Genomic DNA, 16160 nt, shown 5'->3' with positions numbered 1-16160 from the left:
GCATGAAGTGACAGAATCAATCGAGATTCGGGTTTACACGAACAATGTCACTTTCATCGGTATTGAACTGTTTTTTCAGTTCCTGTTTAGACTTAAAACTGATTTCACCACCAGCCGCAACCGTCATATGTTGCGCCTCGGTATTGTGTTTTGATTGATACAACATCACAGCTTGCATACACGAATCTCGCTGCTCTTTAGAAAGTGTTGTACCCTCAGGCCATCTTCCCGTTTCTACTGCATAAACCAAACGATCATAAACTTCTGGAGTTATCGCTTTTAATAGTTGTTCTGCGTCCATAATGTACCTTCTTATTACATTCTATTTACAGAACATAACGGGTTAAGAAACTGAGTCAAGAACACGAAAATGAATTGGTGTAACGGATCACAAGCAAAACCATGAAAAAAACATACTGGTTACTCGCCAGCCTCACTACCCTTACTTTGACGGGCTGTTTTGAAGGCAACGTTACAACAGAAGAGTTGTGTCAAAAAACGCCAGAGCTCCGTTGTGAAAACCTCAATATGGATGACGGCCAATGTCGAATTCCTAGAACCAAGTTAATTTGGCACCGTTTTGAGCTACTGAAAAACCCATCAGAAGCAAACCAAATTACCGAATACAGCATCGTTGCTGATTATCGCAAATGTTTGGAGCTAGCGTCTCAGATCACCCCTATCGATCAAAGTGAGCTAAAAAGGCAACGCTTTAATGCCTTGGTACACAGCATAGATGAACTCAAGCGTATCGTCGAAGAACTGAAAGGTTCTCAACAACCAGAGACACTCTATTTTCTTTGGTCACAAACGGGCGATACACAAGCACGTCGCCAATTTTTACAAATGGAAGGCACACCCCAGTTAAATACTGCAGAAATGCAGTATGCCTTAGCCACTTTCTATACCAATAGAGACGCAAAAAAAACGCTAGTCTTGCTCAATAATGCTTTGGCTCTGTCAAACAAAGACAACCTAAACCCTGTGATACTTAAATCACTGGCAAGCATTAACCAAGGTTTAGGCGAGAAAAAGCAGGCTTACTTATGGGCGATGGTTGCCAAACGATTTGATGTGCCTTTAGCGGATGAAAAGCAGTTGCAGCGTATGTACCACTTCGAGGATCCGAACCAACACGAAAAGTTAGATGAGTTGGCCGATACGATTGCAAAGGCAATACGCAAAGGCAGTTACTCGCCCGATATGATCCCTAAAGACATGTAAACAAAAAACTCCCGCTTAGCCGGGAGTTTTTTTCCTATTGCTGGTAATTATGAGTGGTCTAACGGTACGATGAAAGGATAAAACACTCTTAACAGCAAAAATGTCATTATTCGTCAGATTTGGTGAAAATTAACGACACCGAATTTACACAATAACGCTCGCCAGTGGTCTTCGGACCGTCTTCAAAAACGTGACCCAAATGGCTATCACAGCTCGCACAACGAATCTCCGTACGAACCATTCCGTGACTTAGATCTTCCAAATAGCGTATTGCTTCATTATTAAGAGGTGCATCAAAACTCGGCCATCCACAACCAGAGTCGTACTTGTTATCCGAGATAAATAGAGGGGCATTACAGCACGTACAAGCGTAAACGCCAGTCTCTTTATTATGCAGTAACTTACCACTGAACGGCGGCTCTGTACCTTGCTCTCGACAGACACGGAACTCTTCGTCAGATAACTGCTCACGCCACTGTTCATCAGACTTCGTTACTTTTTTTCCGCTTTGTTCCACGAATTTCGGTTCCTTCTTTACTATTTTGGGCATTGACTTTTTTAGCAAAAAACTTGCTTCTCGTAACAGTTGTAGCACATACTTTCTCACCAGGACACCATGTGTAATGAATTTGATACGAGTACTTATCTCGCAAGTTATATTACGCCAACTGGACTACAGAAGATTCAGTAAAAGTTTAAAAAACGAACATTTGCGAAGAATTGTTAAAAAAAGCGTCGCTTTTTTTTGACTTTAAACAAGTTAAGTCCGATTATCTGTTGCAGATGTTTACTGGATTCTGTAATTTTACTACCAGTTATCTTTAATCAGAAATTAAGTTGTGGAGCAACTATAATGACTATCAAAGTAGGTATTAACGGTTTTGGCCGTATCGGTCGTTTCGTATTCCGTGCAGCGCAAGAGCGCGCAGACATCGAAGTTGTAGGTATTAACGACCTTATCGACGTAGAATACATGGCATACATGCTTAAGTACGACTCAACTCACGGCCGTTTCAACGGTACTGTTGAAGTTGAAGGCGGTAACCTAATCGTTAACGGTAAAACTGTACGTGTTACTGCAGAGCGCAACCCAGCTGACCTTAAATGGGACGAAATCGGTGTTGACGTTGTAGCAGAAGCAACTGGTCTTTTCCTAACTGACGAGACTGCACGTAAGCACATCGAAGCTGGTGCGAAGAAAGTTGTTCTAACTGGTCCTTCAAAAGACGCTACTCCAATGTTCGTAATGGGCGTTAACCACGCTACTTACGCTGGTCAAGACATCGTTTCTAACGCTTCTTGTACTACTAACTGTCTAGCGCCTATCGCTAAAGTTCTTAACGACAAGTTCGGTATCGAATCTGGTCTTATGACTACAGTTCACGCTACTACAGCAACTCAAAAAACTGTAGATGGTCCTTCTGCTAAAGACTGGCGCGGTGGTCGTGGTGCTTCTCAAAACATCATCCCATCTTCAACTGGTGCTGCTAAAGCTGTAGGCGTTGTTCTTCCAGAACTAAACGGCAAACTAACTGGTATGGCTTTCCGCGTACCAACAGCTAACGTTTCTGTAGTTGACCTAACAGTTAACCTAAAAGAAGGCGCATCTTACGAAGCGATCTGTGCAGCAATGAAAGAAGCTTCTGAAGGCGAACTAAAAGGCGTTCTAGGCTACACTGAAGACCAAGTTGTTTCTCAAGACTTCATCGGTGAAGTTCAAACTTCAGTATTCGATGCTAAAGCTGGTATCGCTCTAACTGATAACTTCGTTAAAGTTGTATCTTGGTACGACAACGAAATCGGTTACTCAAACAAAGTTCTAGACCTAATCGCACACATCTCTAAGTAATTAGAAATCGTGATTAGCTCTTAACTGAGTTGAAAAAGAGGCGGCTTGATAGTCGCCTTTTTTGTATCTGGAATTTGAGAAAAATCTCAGACGTACTTTCATAAATACTGAGAAGTGCGCCGAAATCTACCTCTTCCCCAGTGTAGGAAACAAGCACATGGATTTAAAAACTCTTCCTCCTCTAACTGTTCTTTCAGACAACGTAAATGTTGTCGAAATCGATAACGTAAAGATCGTTCGTATTATTCATGACAAAGCGACAGCTGGTATTGCTTTACACGGCGGTCATGTAGTCTCGTACGCACCACAAGGTCAAGAAGACTTGATCTGGATGAGCGAAAAAGCCATTTTTGATGGCAAAGCAGCATTACGTGGTGGCATTCCTGTTTGTTGGCCTTGGTTTGGCCGTATTGCTGCACCAGCTCATGGCTTTGCGCGTACATCCGAATGGGAATTGGTTGAGCACCGTGAAAATGAAAATGGTGTCATCGTCGAGTTGGCACTATTCCCAACCGAAGAAACACATCAAATTTGGCCACACATGTTTGATGCGCGTCTTCTTGTCGAAGTGGGTGACGAACTCAAAGTAACGCTGAAAGTTCTTAATATCGATGATGAAGCTTGGACGTTCTCAAGCGCATTACATACTTACTTAAACGTGGGCGATATCAAACAAGCGCAAACAACAGGTATGGGCAATGAGTACATCGACAGCTTGAAAAATAGCGAAGTGTGTCAGGGTGGTGAGGTTCTTCAACTGACTGACACCATCGATCGCGTATACACGCAACCAGAAGCTCAAATTTTAGTGAAAGACCCTGTTCTTAACCGCACGTTAAGCGTAGCGAACCGCGGCCATAACTCCGCAGTACTATGGAACCCGTGGGAGGAAGGTGCACAAGGGATGGGAGATATGGCTGACAATGGCTATGAAACCATGCTGTGTGTGGAATCTGCCCTTCATGCACCAAGTATTGAAGAAGGCAAGACTCTTGAGCCAGGCGAGAGCTACGAGCTCGTGACAGTGATTGCTGCACAATAATCTTCCTAGGCCGGCTCATCCGGCCTTTTTTTTTGAAATCATTTTCGTTCTTCCTCGGTCACTTTCTAACTAACTCATTGGTTATCTGAGTTTTTTGACAATTTAATTAATAGATATCAAAAAAATTATTCATATAAACCGATAGCATGCCGATACAAAACTCATAAGTTATAAATATATCAGGAAGACATTCCATGTTAGAAAAGTACAGAAATCAAAGTGTTGGCTTTCAACTAAAGCTAGTCATCACTTTGTGCCTAGTAATTGCCTTTTCCAGCATTGCTGCGCTCGTTTATCGAAACGCATCTGGCGTGCTGCTAGAAAGTACGTTGAGAGAACATCAATCCAAAGTCGAGTCGATGGCAAAAACCATTGCCGGTCAGTTCGATGCTTACCTTCATACTGCTCAAGTACTCGAATCAACTTTTCGCAATGGTTACCTTGCAGGCGTTTATGTAGAAAACTACACGGTAGACTTCATGGGCCATGAAGTACCAAATATCACGCAATACAGCGAAAGTTTGATTAACGACACAAAGCTGGTCGACAGCTTCACGCGTGATACCGGAGCAATCGCAACGTTATTTGCACCACTTGGTGATGACTTCATTCGCGTTTCAACATCATTAAAAGATCCGCAAGGTAAGCGTGCAGTAGGCACGACTCTTGGACGCAACCATCCTGGTTACCAACTCTTAAAGAGCGGAAAACCTTACTACGCGCAAATCAAACTATATGGCGAACGCTACATTACCTATTACGCGCCAATCAAAGACGCTAACGGTAACGTATCTGGCTTGTCATTTATCGGTTTGCCAGTAGACCAAGCCACACAAACTCTGTTTGATGCACTAGAAGAGATTAAGTGGGGTGACACAGGCTACACCATCATTGTCGATAACGACAAAAACAATCTTGGTAAGTACTTACTCCACCCGACTAAGAGCGCTACCGATCCTTCAATCGTAGAAGTTCGTGATTACGATGGTAACAAGCCTTTCCATAAGATTTTCGAACAAAAGAGTGGTCTGATCCGCTACCCATTCCAATACGGATCAACCGTCGGTGAAAAATACTTAGTGTTCACCGAAGTACCCGGCTGGAACTGGAAACTACTGGGCGGTACATTCATCAAAGAAGTGACCAAAGGCAGCGACACGCTACTTAAACTGATAGCTATCATTTCTTCGGTAGCAGCGAGCATCACTTTTGTTGTGCTCACTCTGTTCTTAAATCGCAGCTTACAGCCTCTAACGGTGTTGAACTCTTACATGACGCGCCTAGCTAATGGTGAAGTCAGCTTACAAATTCCGTCGTCTCGTAAACGTTCTAAAAATGAGATTGTGAATTTGAATAACGGCGTTGCAAGCATGGCAAATCAATTGAATGAGTTAGTTGGCCAGATCCGTTCTACTAGCGATTTAGTCGAAAGTAACTCGACCAGTGTAGCAAGCGATGCTCATAGCAACTTAACCCAAGCGGATCGTCAGCAAGAAGAAGTTGAGCAAGTCGTAACAGCGATCGAAGAGATGGCCTCTTCCGCTCAATCGGTGGCGCAGCAAGTAGAAAGCATTGCTGAAAATGTCCGCTCAGCGAACTTAGATAGCCAATCTGGTTTGACGATTGTTGAAGGCGTATGTGTCGACGTGGCGCAGTTGAATGATCAATTGGATCAATCAGCCGAAGCCATCGAACAAGTCAACCGTGACAGTGAAAGTATCCAAACCGTCACAAGAATGATCGACGAAATTGCCGAGCAGACCAACCTACTCGCTCTCAACGCAGCAATTGAAGCGGCACGAGCCGGTGAGCAAGGCCGTGGGTTTGCTGTGGTCGCGGATGAAGTTCGCACATTAGCGCACCGTACGCAAAGCTCAGTGCAAGACGTAGTTGGGATTATCGAGAAGCTAAAAGGCTCAACACAAAATGCCGTAACCATGATGACTGACAGCCAACGCAGTGCGAATCAGGTGCTAGATAAAGCGCAAGACGCAGGCACCGCACTCGAAGCGATTGCCGTTCAGGTACAATCTATCGCCTCTCAAGCTGATGCCATTGCCGCGACCTCGGAAGAACAAGCTCAAGTTTCACAAGAAATTGCAGCCAACGCGCATTCAATCAGTGAGCTAAACCGAGAGAGCCGTAACACCAGCGCGAAAACATCACAAAGTGCGATCGAGTTACAGCAACAAGCGAGAAATTTAAAAGAGCAAGTGGACTTCTTCCATTAATCCCTTGCCCTTCTCCTCTTATCATTGTTCAAAACGTGTAAGAGGTGCTCAAGAACCTAAAGAGCCGAAGATCTCGGCTCTTTTTGTTTCACTTAAAGCCACGCTTTTTGATAGAATTTGCCGCCCTACTTTCTGTTCGAGATCGTCATGAACTATCAATGCCCTCTATGTCACCAACCACTTTCGCTGACTGAAAAGACGTTTAAGTGTGAAAACAATCATCAGTTCGACCTAGCAAAAGAAGGTTATGTGAATCTGATGCCTGCGCACCACAAACGTTCGAAAGATCCAGGTGACAACAAAGAAATGATGCAAGCTCGCCGCCGTTTTCTCGAAGGAAACCACTACGATCCAATGCGTCAAGAAGTGGCTCGACTATGTGCGAAATACACAGAAAGTACGACACACCAATTACTGGATATCGGTTGTGGTGAAGGTTATTACACCGATCAAGTGCAGCAATCTCTCTTCGAACAAGATCCACAAGCCACTGTTTTTGGTTTGGATATTTCTAAAGTGGCCATTCGTTACGCTTCTAAGCGCTACCCAAACTGCCAATTTAGTGTAGCGTCTAGCCATCGCTTGCCGTTTGCAGACCAATCACTGGATGCGATTTTGCGTATTTACGCGCCATGCAAAGCAGAAGAGTTGCAACGCGTCATCAAAGACAACGGCGTGGTGATCACGGTAACGCCCGCAGGTCGTCACCTTTACCAGTTCCGCGAACGCATCTATCAAGAAGTTCGCTTACACAATGAAGAACTAGAGAACATTGAAGGCTTTGAGCTAGAGCACCAACAAAAGCTGAACTACACCATGGACTTAGAAAATGGTGTTGCATTTGATTTGTTGCAAATGACTCCATTTGCTTGGAAGGCGACGGATGAACTTCGTGAAGAGCTAAAGTCCGCTACACTTTTCCTGTGTGAGGCCGACTTCATGCTACGCGTTTACCGCAAGAAGCCAGTTCAACAAGAGAATTAACAGAGAATAACGAAAATCATTCTCATTTATATTGATTCATTGCTCAGCCTCCATTAATATCACTCGGACATTTTTGGAGGCTTTTCAATGCGCTTTTCTATTTTAGGCCTTGCATTTGCAAGCGTACTTTCAGGGTGTGTTTCTACCACGCCGACCACATCGGCCCTTTCTTCAACAGACGTCACCACCTTTTACGATTACCAACTGCACTCTCCTTCTGGCAACGCCCTTGCTTTGCAGAACCTGCCAGATGAGTTAAAAAACGCTGACGTGATCTTGGTTGGAGAGTGGCACACTCATGCTGGTATTCATCGCTTCCAAACCGATCTACTGAAGCAGCTTTCTTCTGGCGAACGCCGTATTGCCTTATCTATGGAGCAAGTCACGCGTGACAAGCAATCGGTGCTAGACGCTTATCTAAAAGGCGAAATCGGTGAACAATACTTCATGTCACAAAGCAATGCGTGGCCAAACTATGAAAGCGATTACCGCCCACTCGTTGAGTTCGCCAAGCAAGCCAACTTACCTGTTATCGCCGCAAATGCACCCAAATACATCGTCCGCTGTATTGGTCGTCAAGGTGTTGATTATCTGAATAAGTTAGATGATGACGAGCGCAACTTTGTGGCTGAAAACATCAATACCGCGAACAGTCCATATAAAGAAAAGTTCATGGCATCCATGCATCATGGCAAGCCAGAGCAAACTGAAAAGCAATACGCCGCACAAGTAACGTGGGACGAAACCATGGCGGAGTCGATTGTGAAATACCTCGCTCAAAACCCAAATGCTCAAGTTGTTCATGTCGCGGGGAAATTTCATACAGAAGCAGGTTTAGGTACCGCAGCATCCATTTTACAACGCAACCTTGAACTTAAAGTGGTGGTGGTTAATCCAACGTCTGAAATCAGTACAAACAGCCCAGATTATCAGTTAGAAGTACTCGAACCGCCGGTTCGCTTCGTTCAAGACGTGAACCGAATGGCCGCGTATAAGCACCTATCTACACGTAATGACGATCTTCAATGTAAATAACGCGGCCTATCCTACATTTTAATCTACTTGTACGGTCTGTTTTTTGCTTTGCTATTTAATAAACAATCTTGGCGGCAAAAACAGGCCCGTTTTCTCCTATCATGAGTTCCAACTTTTGATTCAGAATATCTGCGTCAAATGGGTACAAATTGATTCAAGAAATACCCTATGCCGTCGATATAGAGATAACTGCTTTTTACCCGCACTCAGTGAAAGAGTGTCGATGTTCCAAGGAGTATTCGATGAATCCAGTAGGAAGCAACCCAGTAAACTCTTATGCTAAGCAACCGGCAGTAGTGGCACAAAATCAAGACAATCAAGTTGATACGGTTGCCGCGCCACTCAAAGTTGAGCAAAACAAAGTGACACTTTCTACGGAAGGTAAGGCACTGCTAGCGGCGTTGCAGCAAATTGACCATGAGAGTAAAAAGGTAGAAGCAGAAAACAAAACAATGGGTGAAAAAGTAGAATCTTTCACTCACGGCGCCCTTGGCATGGATCATCCCGACAAGATTGAAGAAGAGGAAGACGGCTCATATTCTGCAGGGCAGTATCTTTCCGCGGCGCTCACTGTTGGTGGTATCATTTTAGCTCTCGTCTAGCCGCAAAATTCCTACTCGACACGATAACAAACCGTGTTTGAATCCGTACTGAAAAGCAGACCATAATTCCTTTCGCTTAAGAACAAGCCATCATACAACATGGATGAATCTTTCATCTATAAGGCATGGTTCTTACTGCATTCACTCGTTTATTGCTCCCTCAATCAGGTTTCTTATGAAGGCGCTAAATGGATGACTTTAGTCCATGCTTTCAACTCCTAAGCGTAATCCAAGCCCACTTCTGTGGGCTTTTTTATCCCCCAATATCTGTGACCGAGTTGGCTAGCAACCCTAAATGACAATGCCGTGAATCTTTTATTACCGCCACAAAAGCGTCATAAACCGCTGCTTTAATTTCTGCGCTTTCAATAAACAAGGAAAATATAATGAAGCGTTTAGTTTCTCCGATTATTACTGCAGTGGCTGCATCTACACTTTCATTCAATGCGCTATCCGCTGAAATCAAAAACGTTATTCTGATGATTGGTGATGGTATGGGTCCTCAGCAAGTCGGCTTGCTAGAAACCTACGCGAACCACGCACCAAACTCGATTTACAAAGGCCAAACCACCGCGCTCTACAAGTTAGCGCAAGAAGGTGTGATTGGCTCATCTTTAACGAACCCAGAAGATGCGATCGTTGTCGACTCTGCATGTTCGGCAACAATGCTCGCAACAGGTATCCCAACCGCATCAGAAGTGATTGGTATTGACAGCCAAGGCAATCACGTTGAGACCATTTTGGAAAAAGCCAAAAGCAAAGGCAAAGCAACGGGTCTTGTTTCAGATACGCGCATGACGCACGCAACACCAGCCGCGTTTGCTGCGCATCAGCCTCATCGCTCGCTAGAAAACAACATCGCTTCCGATATGCTAGAAAGCGGTGTCGACGTGTTGTTATCTGGTGGTCTTCGTCACTGGATTCCAAAATCGACTAACGACAAAGGTGAAACTTACCAAGCGCTAGAAAAGCTTACGCAAGGCAGTGTTTACCTGAAATCTAAGCGTAAAGACGAACGCAATCTGCTTACCGAAGCGCAAGACCAAGGCTACAGCCTAGCTTTCAGCCGAGACATGTTGGCACAAGCAAAAGGCGACAAACTACTTGGCCTGTTCGCTTACTCAGGTATGGATGATGGTATTGTTTATAGCAACAGCAAAAACGATCCAAAACGCACACAACCATCGTTGAAAGAGATGACGGTCAAAGCGCTTGATGTTCTTTCTAAAGACAAAGACGGCTTCTTCTTGATGGTTGAAGGTGGTCAAATCGACTGGGCTGGCCACAGTAACGATGCTGGTACCATGCTACATGAGTTGATTAAGTTCGACGAAGCGGTGAACTCTGTTTACGAGTGGGCGAAAGGCCGTGACGACACACTGATCATTGTTACCGCAGACCACGAAACAGGTTCTTTTGGCTTTAGCTACTCATCAGCAAATCTACCTAAACCAGAAAAACGCAAAGGTGAAGCCTTTGAAAAACGCGATTACGCGCCAAACTTCAACTTCGGTAAGTTTGAAATCCTAGATGGTTTATACAACCAGAAGAAAAGCTACTATGGCATGATCAGCGAGTTTGAAGCGCTAGATAAAGCACAACAAACACCAGAAAAGCTAGCTGAAGTGGTGAATGCCAACAGCGATTTTTCTATCACACCTGAGCAAGCCGCTCATGTACTAGCAAGCAAACCAAACCCATACCGAGTTGCTGGCCACTCGTACCTAGAAGTAGAAACGGTACCAACAATTAACGACTTTGATGCGTTCTTCCCATACAACGACCGCGGTAACTTGCTCGCTCGCGAACAAGCGACCAAACAAAACACGGTATGGGGAACAGGCACGCACACTCATACACCAGTGAACGTATTCGCTTGGGGGCCTGCAGAAACCATTCTTCCAGTTTCAAAAATCATGCACCACTCCGAGCTTGGTGAGTTCCTAAAGCAACAAATCAAATAATCATCTTGCACTTACTTCACGTCTTGTGATGTTCCAACGCTCTCTCACGAGAGCGTTTTTTTATCCGCAAAAACAGTTGACGTTTTAAGCAACAATACTCAATATTTGCACGTCTTAAATCATATCTACGAATACCATGTGCGAAATATTTGCTAAACAACCACAGGATAATTATCAGTTTATCACTCGTTCCATCCGCATTGACGGTCATGCCACCAGCGTAAAATTAGAGTCGAGTTTTTGGACGATTCTTGAAGAAATTGCCAGTGCGCAAGACATGACGGTTCCAAAGTTTATCAGCACGGTGTATCAAGAAGCACTGGAATACAATGGTGAAGTGAACAACTTTGCATCCTTACTGCGCTGCGCATGTCTCACGTATGCTCGACAACCGGAAAACACGCTCCAGCAAGCGCTTGCTCAACTTAACGCCTAACACCTAACTATTCTTACCAAAATATTCAATGGTATCGATGAGGCTTTACGCCTCAATCGTAAGCTATTGAGCGTATTCTTATTTGTCGTACTCTAGTACTACCCACACACCTTTTGTACTCGCTAACCTATGCGGACAATTAAGGAGTACTCATGACAAAAATGATACACACCATGATCCGAGTACGCGATCTGGACCGTTCCCTACAATTTTACCGCGACGCACTTGAGCTAGAGATCAAAGACCAATACGTTTTTGATGGTTTCTCCCTAACCTATCTAGCAAATGAAGAAACAGGCTTTGAATTAGAACTTACCCAAAACCACGACCAAAGCGAACCTTATACTCACGGCTCTGGTTACGGCCACCTTGCCGTTAGTGTGGACGACATCGAACAAGCTCACAAACGAATTAAATCTCTAGGTATTGAAGCAGGTGACATCAAAGCGTTTGACCACCAGCAAAAACACTTAGCGACCTTCTTTTTTGTCACCGATCCTGACGGTTACAAAATTGAGTTCCTGCAACGACAGGGACGCTACCTATAACTAAAACCGATAATTAAAAAAGAGTAAAAATTATGATTCACTTGACTGCTACCTTTCACGCACAACCGGGGAAAGAACAACAACTGAAAGAAGTGCTAACTCAAGCGCTTGAGCCAACTCGCAATGAAGACGGTTGTGTTCGTTATCAGTTGTTCCAAGATAAAGACAACGCGAGCCACTTCGTTTTTCAAGAGCAATTTAAAGACCAAGAAGCGTTCGAATTTCACGGTAAAACTGAGCACTTTGCACGTTTGATCAACCAGATTGAAAACTTGCTTGAATGCGAACCGAAGTTAGCGTTCTTTAACGAACTGTAAGACACAAAACTTACCGCAAATAAAAAGGCACTCTTTATCGAGTGCCTTTTCGTATTTGGATGACACGCGATTACGCGTCTTTTTTCTCCACCATGTGCAAATGCACATCTTGTTGTGGGAAAGGAATCGAAATGCCTTCGCGATCAAAGCGTAACTTCACTTCTTTCGTTACATCCCAATATACCTCCCAGTAGTCATCCGTTTTTACCCAAGGGCGAACGATGAAATCTACCGACGAAGTATTCAAAGTGTGCACTTTAATCATTGGCTCAGGCGCGCGAAGTACCGCAGGGTGTGAAGTCACGATATCCGTTAGTACCGATTCCGCTTTCAATAAATCGTCTGCGTAGCCAATACCAAACACCATATCTACTCGGCGAATACGCTCATGGGTTACGTTCTTGATCACATCTCCCCAAATCTTACTGTTCGGCACAATGATGATCTGGTTGTCGAAGGTGCGAATCGTGGTGTTCACTAAGCTCATGTGACTTACCTTGCCATCCACACCACCAGCGTAGACAAAATCACCCACATCAAACGGACGGTAAATCAAAAGCATCATACCCGCTGCGAAGTTCGACAACGTATCTTGCAACGCGAAACCAATGATCACACCGGCAATACCGAAACCAGTCAGAATTGGCGCTAAGTTCAAGCCAATCTGCGACAGGCCAACCATAATACCAATCACCCACACCACTTTACCGGACATGGAGATAAAGAAGTCCTGCATTAGGTGGGAAAGTTTCAAGTTCTTAGAAGACACCGCTTTGCTCACCACTTTGCGCGTGAGTTTAGCCAGTGCACGAGCAATCAATAAGATCAGCGCGAACACGAATAGCTGGAAGATATGCTGTGGTGCGTTTTCCGCAAACCAATCCACCGCGGAGTTTGACCAGTGACTGATGATGGACCACACCACTTTGGTGTCTAGCAAGTCGTGCGTGATGCTGCCTGTGATTTCAAAGATCTGACGCTTGTACTCCGACGTCTCAATACCCATTTTGTCGCCGATCGACATCAGGTTACGCAAACTTTCCGTTGCGATATTCAGTCTCTGCTTCACGATCAGTTGGCTAAGTTGCAAAGACGCTTTTTCTGATTCAGGGCTGGATGAAAGCTGCGTACCAATGATTTCTGCTTGTTGACGCAGATACGCCATCGATGCCGATAGCAAACGCATGCGTTTATCTAACTTATCTTGCAATTCCGCTTCTGCACGTTCATTTTGAACGCCTAATTGCTTGAGCCATGCCAAATTCTGCCAGCTCGAATCAAAGCTCACATCCAAGTAATGTTGAAGCTCGCGGTAATCGTTAATAAGCGCGAGCTTTTCTTCGTCTTTCGCTTTGTTTAACTCTTCAATGACTTCTTTGGTTTTGGTCGTCAGATAATCGGTCGCGTCTTTTGAGTACTTTTCTTGCGTTTTGACGAGCTTAATCAGCTTGTCACGAGGGATGGACTCACGCTCAATCGCGGACGCTAATTGATTTCTCAACTCTTCATTTTTTTGGAAAAGTTGTAGCTGAAGCGCATCACGCTCGTCACCTGCCGTTTGCGATAGGCTTTGCGATAAATCGACAATGTCGATGTTCAAGCTATCTATAGAAGCTTCTGCTTCAGAGATAATAGGAGGCTCTGTGCTTTCTGTGGCTTGCACAAAAATAGGGGTCATCATCGTGATGAATAAAGCGAATATCGCTACCCAAGGTGTCTGGCGATTTTTCAGGGGGAAATGAAACGTCATTTTTACCTCGTAGGAAACGAATCCCGATCGGAGCGATCAAGAATCGGAATGTAAAGCCTTGAAATGATATGCCCTAAGTTTACATCACTAAATTGCAAACCGAGCAGCATTTAGTTAATTAAGCGTCAGAGTTCAACAATGACCGTCGTTTTGTCATCACTTATGAGAATCCGGTCTTTTATTGACCCTAAAAGCAAACAAGCCTTTCACTGTTAGTAAAAGGCTTGTTTCAATTTGGCTATGGGCGATTTGGGTGATTCAAAATGTGGTCTTCCCAATCCACCACATCAATTTCGTACACCACTTTGTTGCGGACGCTTTCGCCCGCCGCGTGCATTGCGGATTTCGAGCCCGTAATCAACGGGTGCCATTCTGGTAATGGCTGATTTTCGGCTAACAGACGGTAAGCACACGTGTGCGGTAACCAAGTGAAATCGTCGATGTCTTCGCGTGTCAGCTTGGTGCACTCTTCGCCAGAGGTAAAGCGATTTGGGTAGTCCTTACATGAACATGTTTTGCTGTTCAGCCAGCTACACGCCACATTGGTGTAGTAGATTTCATCGGTATCTTCATCCATTAGCTTGTGCAGACAACACTTGCCACACCCATCACAAAGAGATTCCCATTCCTCTTCGCTCATGTGTTCTAACGATTTACTTTGCCAAAATGGAGTGCTCATACTTCAGGTCTCACCAAGGGAATTAGGGGCCGATTTATACTCTTCTCGCCGCAAAAGTTCAAGTTTTGAGACGATCTCCAATCGGCATCAAGTATCTAATACGATATTCAACCATTTTCAATTAACTGTTCTATCCTTATACGAGTTCGCATTATTTCATTGATCACGAAGGAATTAAGGAGTTTTCATGGGTATCATTTCTTGGATTATTTTGGGCTTGATCGCCGGGGCCTTAGCGAAATGGTTGATGCCAGGAAAAGATGGTGGAGGCTGGATCGCAACCATGTTGCTCGGGATTGCCGGTGCCTTTGTTGGTGGTTTCCTTGGCGGCATTCTTGGATTTGGTGGCGCGACAGGTGTAAACATCGGCAGTATCATTACCGCAACGCTGGGCGCGTTTATTCTGCTGTTTGTTTACAATCGCTTCTTGAGATGATCACAACGGTTTAAAAGCAAAAAGGAGCACTCTATTGAGTGCTCCTTTTTATTTTTTCTTAAGCGACTCTTCCAATCCACGTCAAAATGACCATAATTGCCCCCTCAATTTTTAAGAGGTTTACATTATGGATTGTCGATTAGGATGCGGAGCTTGCTGTATTGCGCCAAGTATCTCTTCACCGATACCTGGAATGCCCAAGGGCAAACCAGCAGGTGTTCGTTGCGTGCAACTCAACGATGACAATTTGTGTAAGCTGTTTGGTAAGCCTGAACGCCCTAAAGTTTGTCACGATTTTAAGCCGTGTCCGGTTGTGTGTGGCAAAACCAACCAAGAAGCGCTCGACAACATCACTGAGCTAGAGCAACTTACTTAAACCCGTTTAGTCGTTACCAAGCTCTCGCAAATACAAGTAGATGGTATCGCGCGATATACCAAGATGGTTTGCAACCATTAAAACAGCGTCTTTGTATTTAAAAATTCCTAGGCCATGCAGTCGTGTCACCAGTTCACGGTTGCGTTTAGAAGGCGCAATGGCTTCATTTTCCCACACTTCTGTTTGCACGGTTTCTATCGTACTGATGATGGTTTCATCAATATTACGCGCAAACGTTTCTGGTGAGCGAGCACCACCAACACAACACTCGGTGTGTTGCTGAGGCAGCATTGCCTTTAAAAATGCCTGCATCGGTGCATCCATATCCACGTTGATACACAGCAAACCAATCGGTTTGTTTTTTGGATTTCTGACAATTGTCGTAATGGAGTGCAAGGTCTTTCCGTTCGACGTTTTCGTCAGATACGAATCAGAAACGTCCTTGCCCTCTCTTAACTTCATTCTCGCTAAGTTGGTAATTGGGGCACCTTCACTGCGTTCCGTCACGTGCCCATTTGCGATTTTGATGATTTCCGGCGCTTCGGCATCTAAGCTGTGGAGAACCACTTCAGTGTGTTCACCATACATACGTGCAATGCCATCCACGACGTTTTTCATAGAGTTCAAAATATCGAGATCACTCTTGGTGAGTTTCTTTAGTAGCAATGTTACTTCCCTTAGCAAAAA

18 protein-coding genes are annotated in these 16160 nt (G+C 44.5%); 13 read left to right on the top strand and 5 right to left on the bottom strand.

Annotated features, from left to right (window positions below):
• Window positions 1-16 precede the first annotated feature (16 nt).
• Window positions 17-301, bottom strand: coding sequence for a YeaC family protein (locus UF05_RS09470; protein WP_017447818.1), 285 nt, complete (start codon window positions 299-301; stop codon window positions 17-19).
• A 101-nt stretch (window positions 302-402) separates the two neighbouring features.
• On the opposite strand from UF05_RS09470, the gene UF05_RS09465 reads away from it, so the two are divergent.
• Window positions 403-1224, top strand: a complete 822-nt coding sequence (locus UF05_RS09465; protein WP_025516132.1) for a DUF2989 domain-containing protein — start codon at window positions 403-405, stop codon at window positions 1222-1224.
• Window positions 1225-1330: 106 nt separating this feature from the next.
• On the opposite strand, the gene msrB is transcribed toward UF05_RS09465, so the two are convergent.
• Window positions 1331-1774 carry a peptide-methionine (R)-S-oxide reductase MsrB gene (msrB, locus tag UF05_RS09460; protein WP_079858808.1) on the bottom strand — a complete coding sequence of 148 codons (444 nt, stop codon included), beginning with the start codon at window positions 1772-1774 and terminating at the stop codon, window positions 1331-1333.
• Between the two features lie 303 nt (window positions 1775-2077).
• On the opposite strand from msrB, the gene gap reads away from it, so the two are divergent.
• The 10 genes from gap (at window position 2078) to UF05_RS09410 (ending at window position 12232) form a co-directional block, all read left to right on the top strand.
• The gene (gene gap / locus UF05_RS09455; RefSeq protein WP_005479552.1) at window positions 2078-3073 is read left to right on the top strand and encodes a type I glyceraldehyde-3-phosphate dehydrogenase; all 996 of its coding nucleotides are present in this window, start codon (window positions 2078-2080) and stop codon (window positions 3071-3073) included.
• 157 nt (window positions 3074-3230) lie between these two features.
• On the top strand, window positions 3231-4115 hold the full coding sequence (locus UF05_RS09450; protein WP_045545703.1) for a D-hexose-6-phosphate mutarotase: 885 nt from the start codon (window positions 3231-3233) through the stop codon (window positions 4113-4115).
• Between the two features lie 194 nt (window positions 4116-4309).
• Entirely contained in the window at window positions 4310-6346 is a 2037-nt protein-coding gene (locus UF05_RS09445) for a methyl-accepting chemotaxis protein (protein WP_020838684.1), read from the top strand.
• 147 nt (window positions 6347-6493) lie between these two features.
• Window positions 6494-7330, top strand: a complete 837-nt coding sequence (gene rlmA, locus UF05_RS09440; protein ID WP_045545702.1) for a 23S rRNA (guanine(745)-N(1))-methyltransferase — start codon at window positions 6494-6496, stop codon at window positions 7328-7330.
• An 87-nt stretch (window positions 7331-7417) separates the two neighbouring features.
• The gene (locus UF05_RS09435; RefSeq protein ID WP_045545701.1) at window positions 7418-8365 is read left to right on the top strand and encodes a ChaN family lipoprotein; all 948 of its coding nucleotides are present in this window, start codon (window positions 7418-7420) and stop codon (window positions 8363-8365) included.
• Window positions 8366-8607: 242 nt separating this feature from the next.
• Entirely contained in the window at window positions 8608-8967 is a 360-nt protein-coding gene (locus tag UF05_RS09430; protein WP_017447812.1) for a hypothetical protein, read from the top strand.
• Between the two features lie 386 nt (window positions 8968-9353).
• The gene (locus UF05_RS09425) at window positions 9354-10931 is read left to right on the top strand and encodes an alkaline phosphatase (RefSeq protein WP_025541071.1); all 1578 of its coding nucleotides are present in this window, start codon (window positions 9354-9356) and stop codon (window positions 10929-10931) included.
• Window positions 10932-11067: 136 nt separating this feature from the next.
• On the top strand, window positions 11068-11367 hold the full coding sequence (locus UF05_RS09420; protein WP_025631270.1) for a ribbon-helix-helix domain-containing protein: 300 nt from the start codon (window positions 11068-11070) through the stop codon (window positions 11365-11367).
• Window positions 11368-11519: 152 nt separating this feature from the next.
• The gene (locus UF05_RS09415) at window positions 11520-11915 is read left to right on the top strand and encodes a VOC family protein (RefSeq protein ID WP_045545700.1); all 396 of its coding nucleotides are present in this window, start codon (window positions 11520-11522) and stop codon (window positions 11913-11915) included.
• A gap of 32 nt (window positions 11916-11947) precedes the next feature.
• The gene (locus tag UF05_RS09410; RefSeq protein ID WP_015297084.1) at window positions 11948-12232 is read left to right on the top strand and encodes a putative quinol monooxygenase; all 285 of its coding nucleotides are present in this window, start codon (window positions 11948-11950) and stop codon (window positions 12230-12232) included.
• Window positions 12233-12302: 70 nt separating this feature from the next.
• Here the strand turns inward: UF05_RS09410 and UF05_RS09405 are convergent, their stop codons facing one another.
• Both UF05_RS09405 and UF05_RS09400 read right to left on the bottom strand, forming a co-directional pair.
• Window positions 12303-13982: a mechanosensitive ion channel family protein gene (locus UF05_RS09405; protein ID WP_005479510.1), complete on the bottom strand. Its 1680-nt coding sequence runs from the start codon at window positions 13980-13982 to the stop codon at window positions 12303-12305.
• 238 nt (window positions 13983-14220) lie between these two features.
• Entirely contained in the window at window positions 14221-14661 is a 441-nt protein-coding gene (locus tag UF05_RS09400) for a YcgN family cysteine cluster protein (RefSeq protein ID WP_005460092.1), read from the bottom strand.
• A 187-nt stretch (window positions 14662-14848) separates the two neighbouring features.
• On the opposite strand from UF05_RS09400, the gene UF05_RS09395 reads away from it, so the two are divergent.
• Window positions 14849-15097, top strand: coding sequence for a GlsB/YeaQ/YmgE family stress response membrane protein (locus UF05_RS09395; protein ID WP_005397239.1), 249 nt, complete (start codon window positions 14849-14851; stop codon window positions 15095-15097).
• A 127-nt stretch (window positions 15098-15224) separates the two neighbouring features.
• Complete coding sequence (locus tag UF05_RS09390) at window positions 15225-15473, top strand: YkgJ family cysteine cluster protein (protein ID WP_005460076.1); 249 nt, start codon at window positions 15225-15227, stop codon at window positions 15471-15473.
• 6 nt (window positions 15474-15479) lie between these two features.
• Here UF05_RS09390 and UF05_RS09385 read toward each other — a convergent pair whose 3' ends face one another.
• Window positions 15480-16139, bottom strand: a complete 660-nt coding sequence (locus UF05_RS09385) for a helix-turn-helix transcriptional regulator (protein WP_005397228.1) — start codon at window positions 16137-16139, stop codon at window positions 15480-15482.
• Window positions 16140-16160 lie beyond the last annotated feature (21 nt).

Origin of the sequence: Vibrio sp. S457-15, assembly GCF_000960545.1 — a bacterium.
In the GTDB taxonomy this organism is placed as follows: Bacteria; Pseudomonadota; Gammaproteobacteria; order Enterobacterales; family Vibrionaceae; genus Vibrio; species Vibrio parahaemolyticus.
This window is presented reverse-complemented; position numbering and strand designations above follow the sequence as displayed.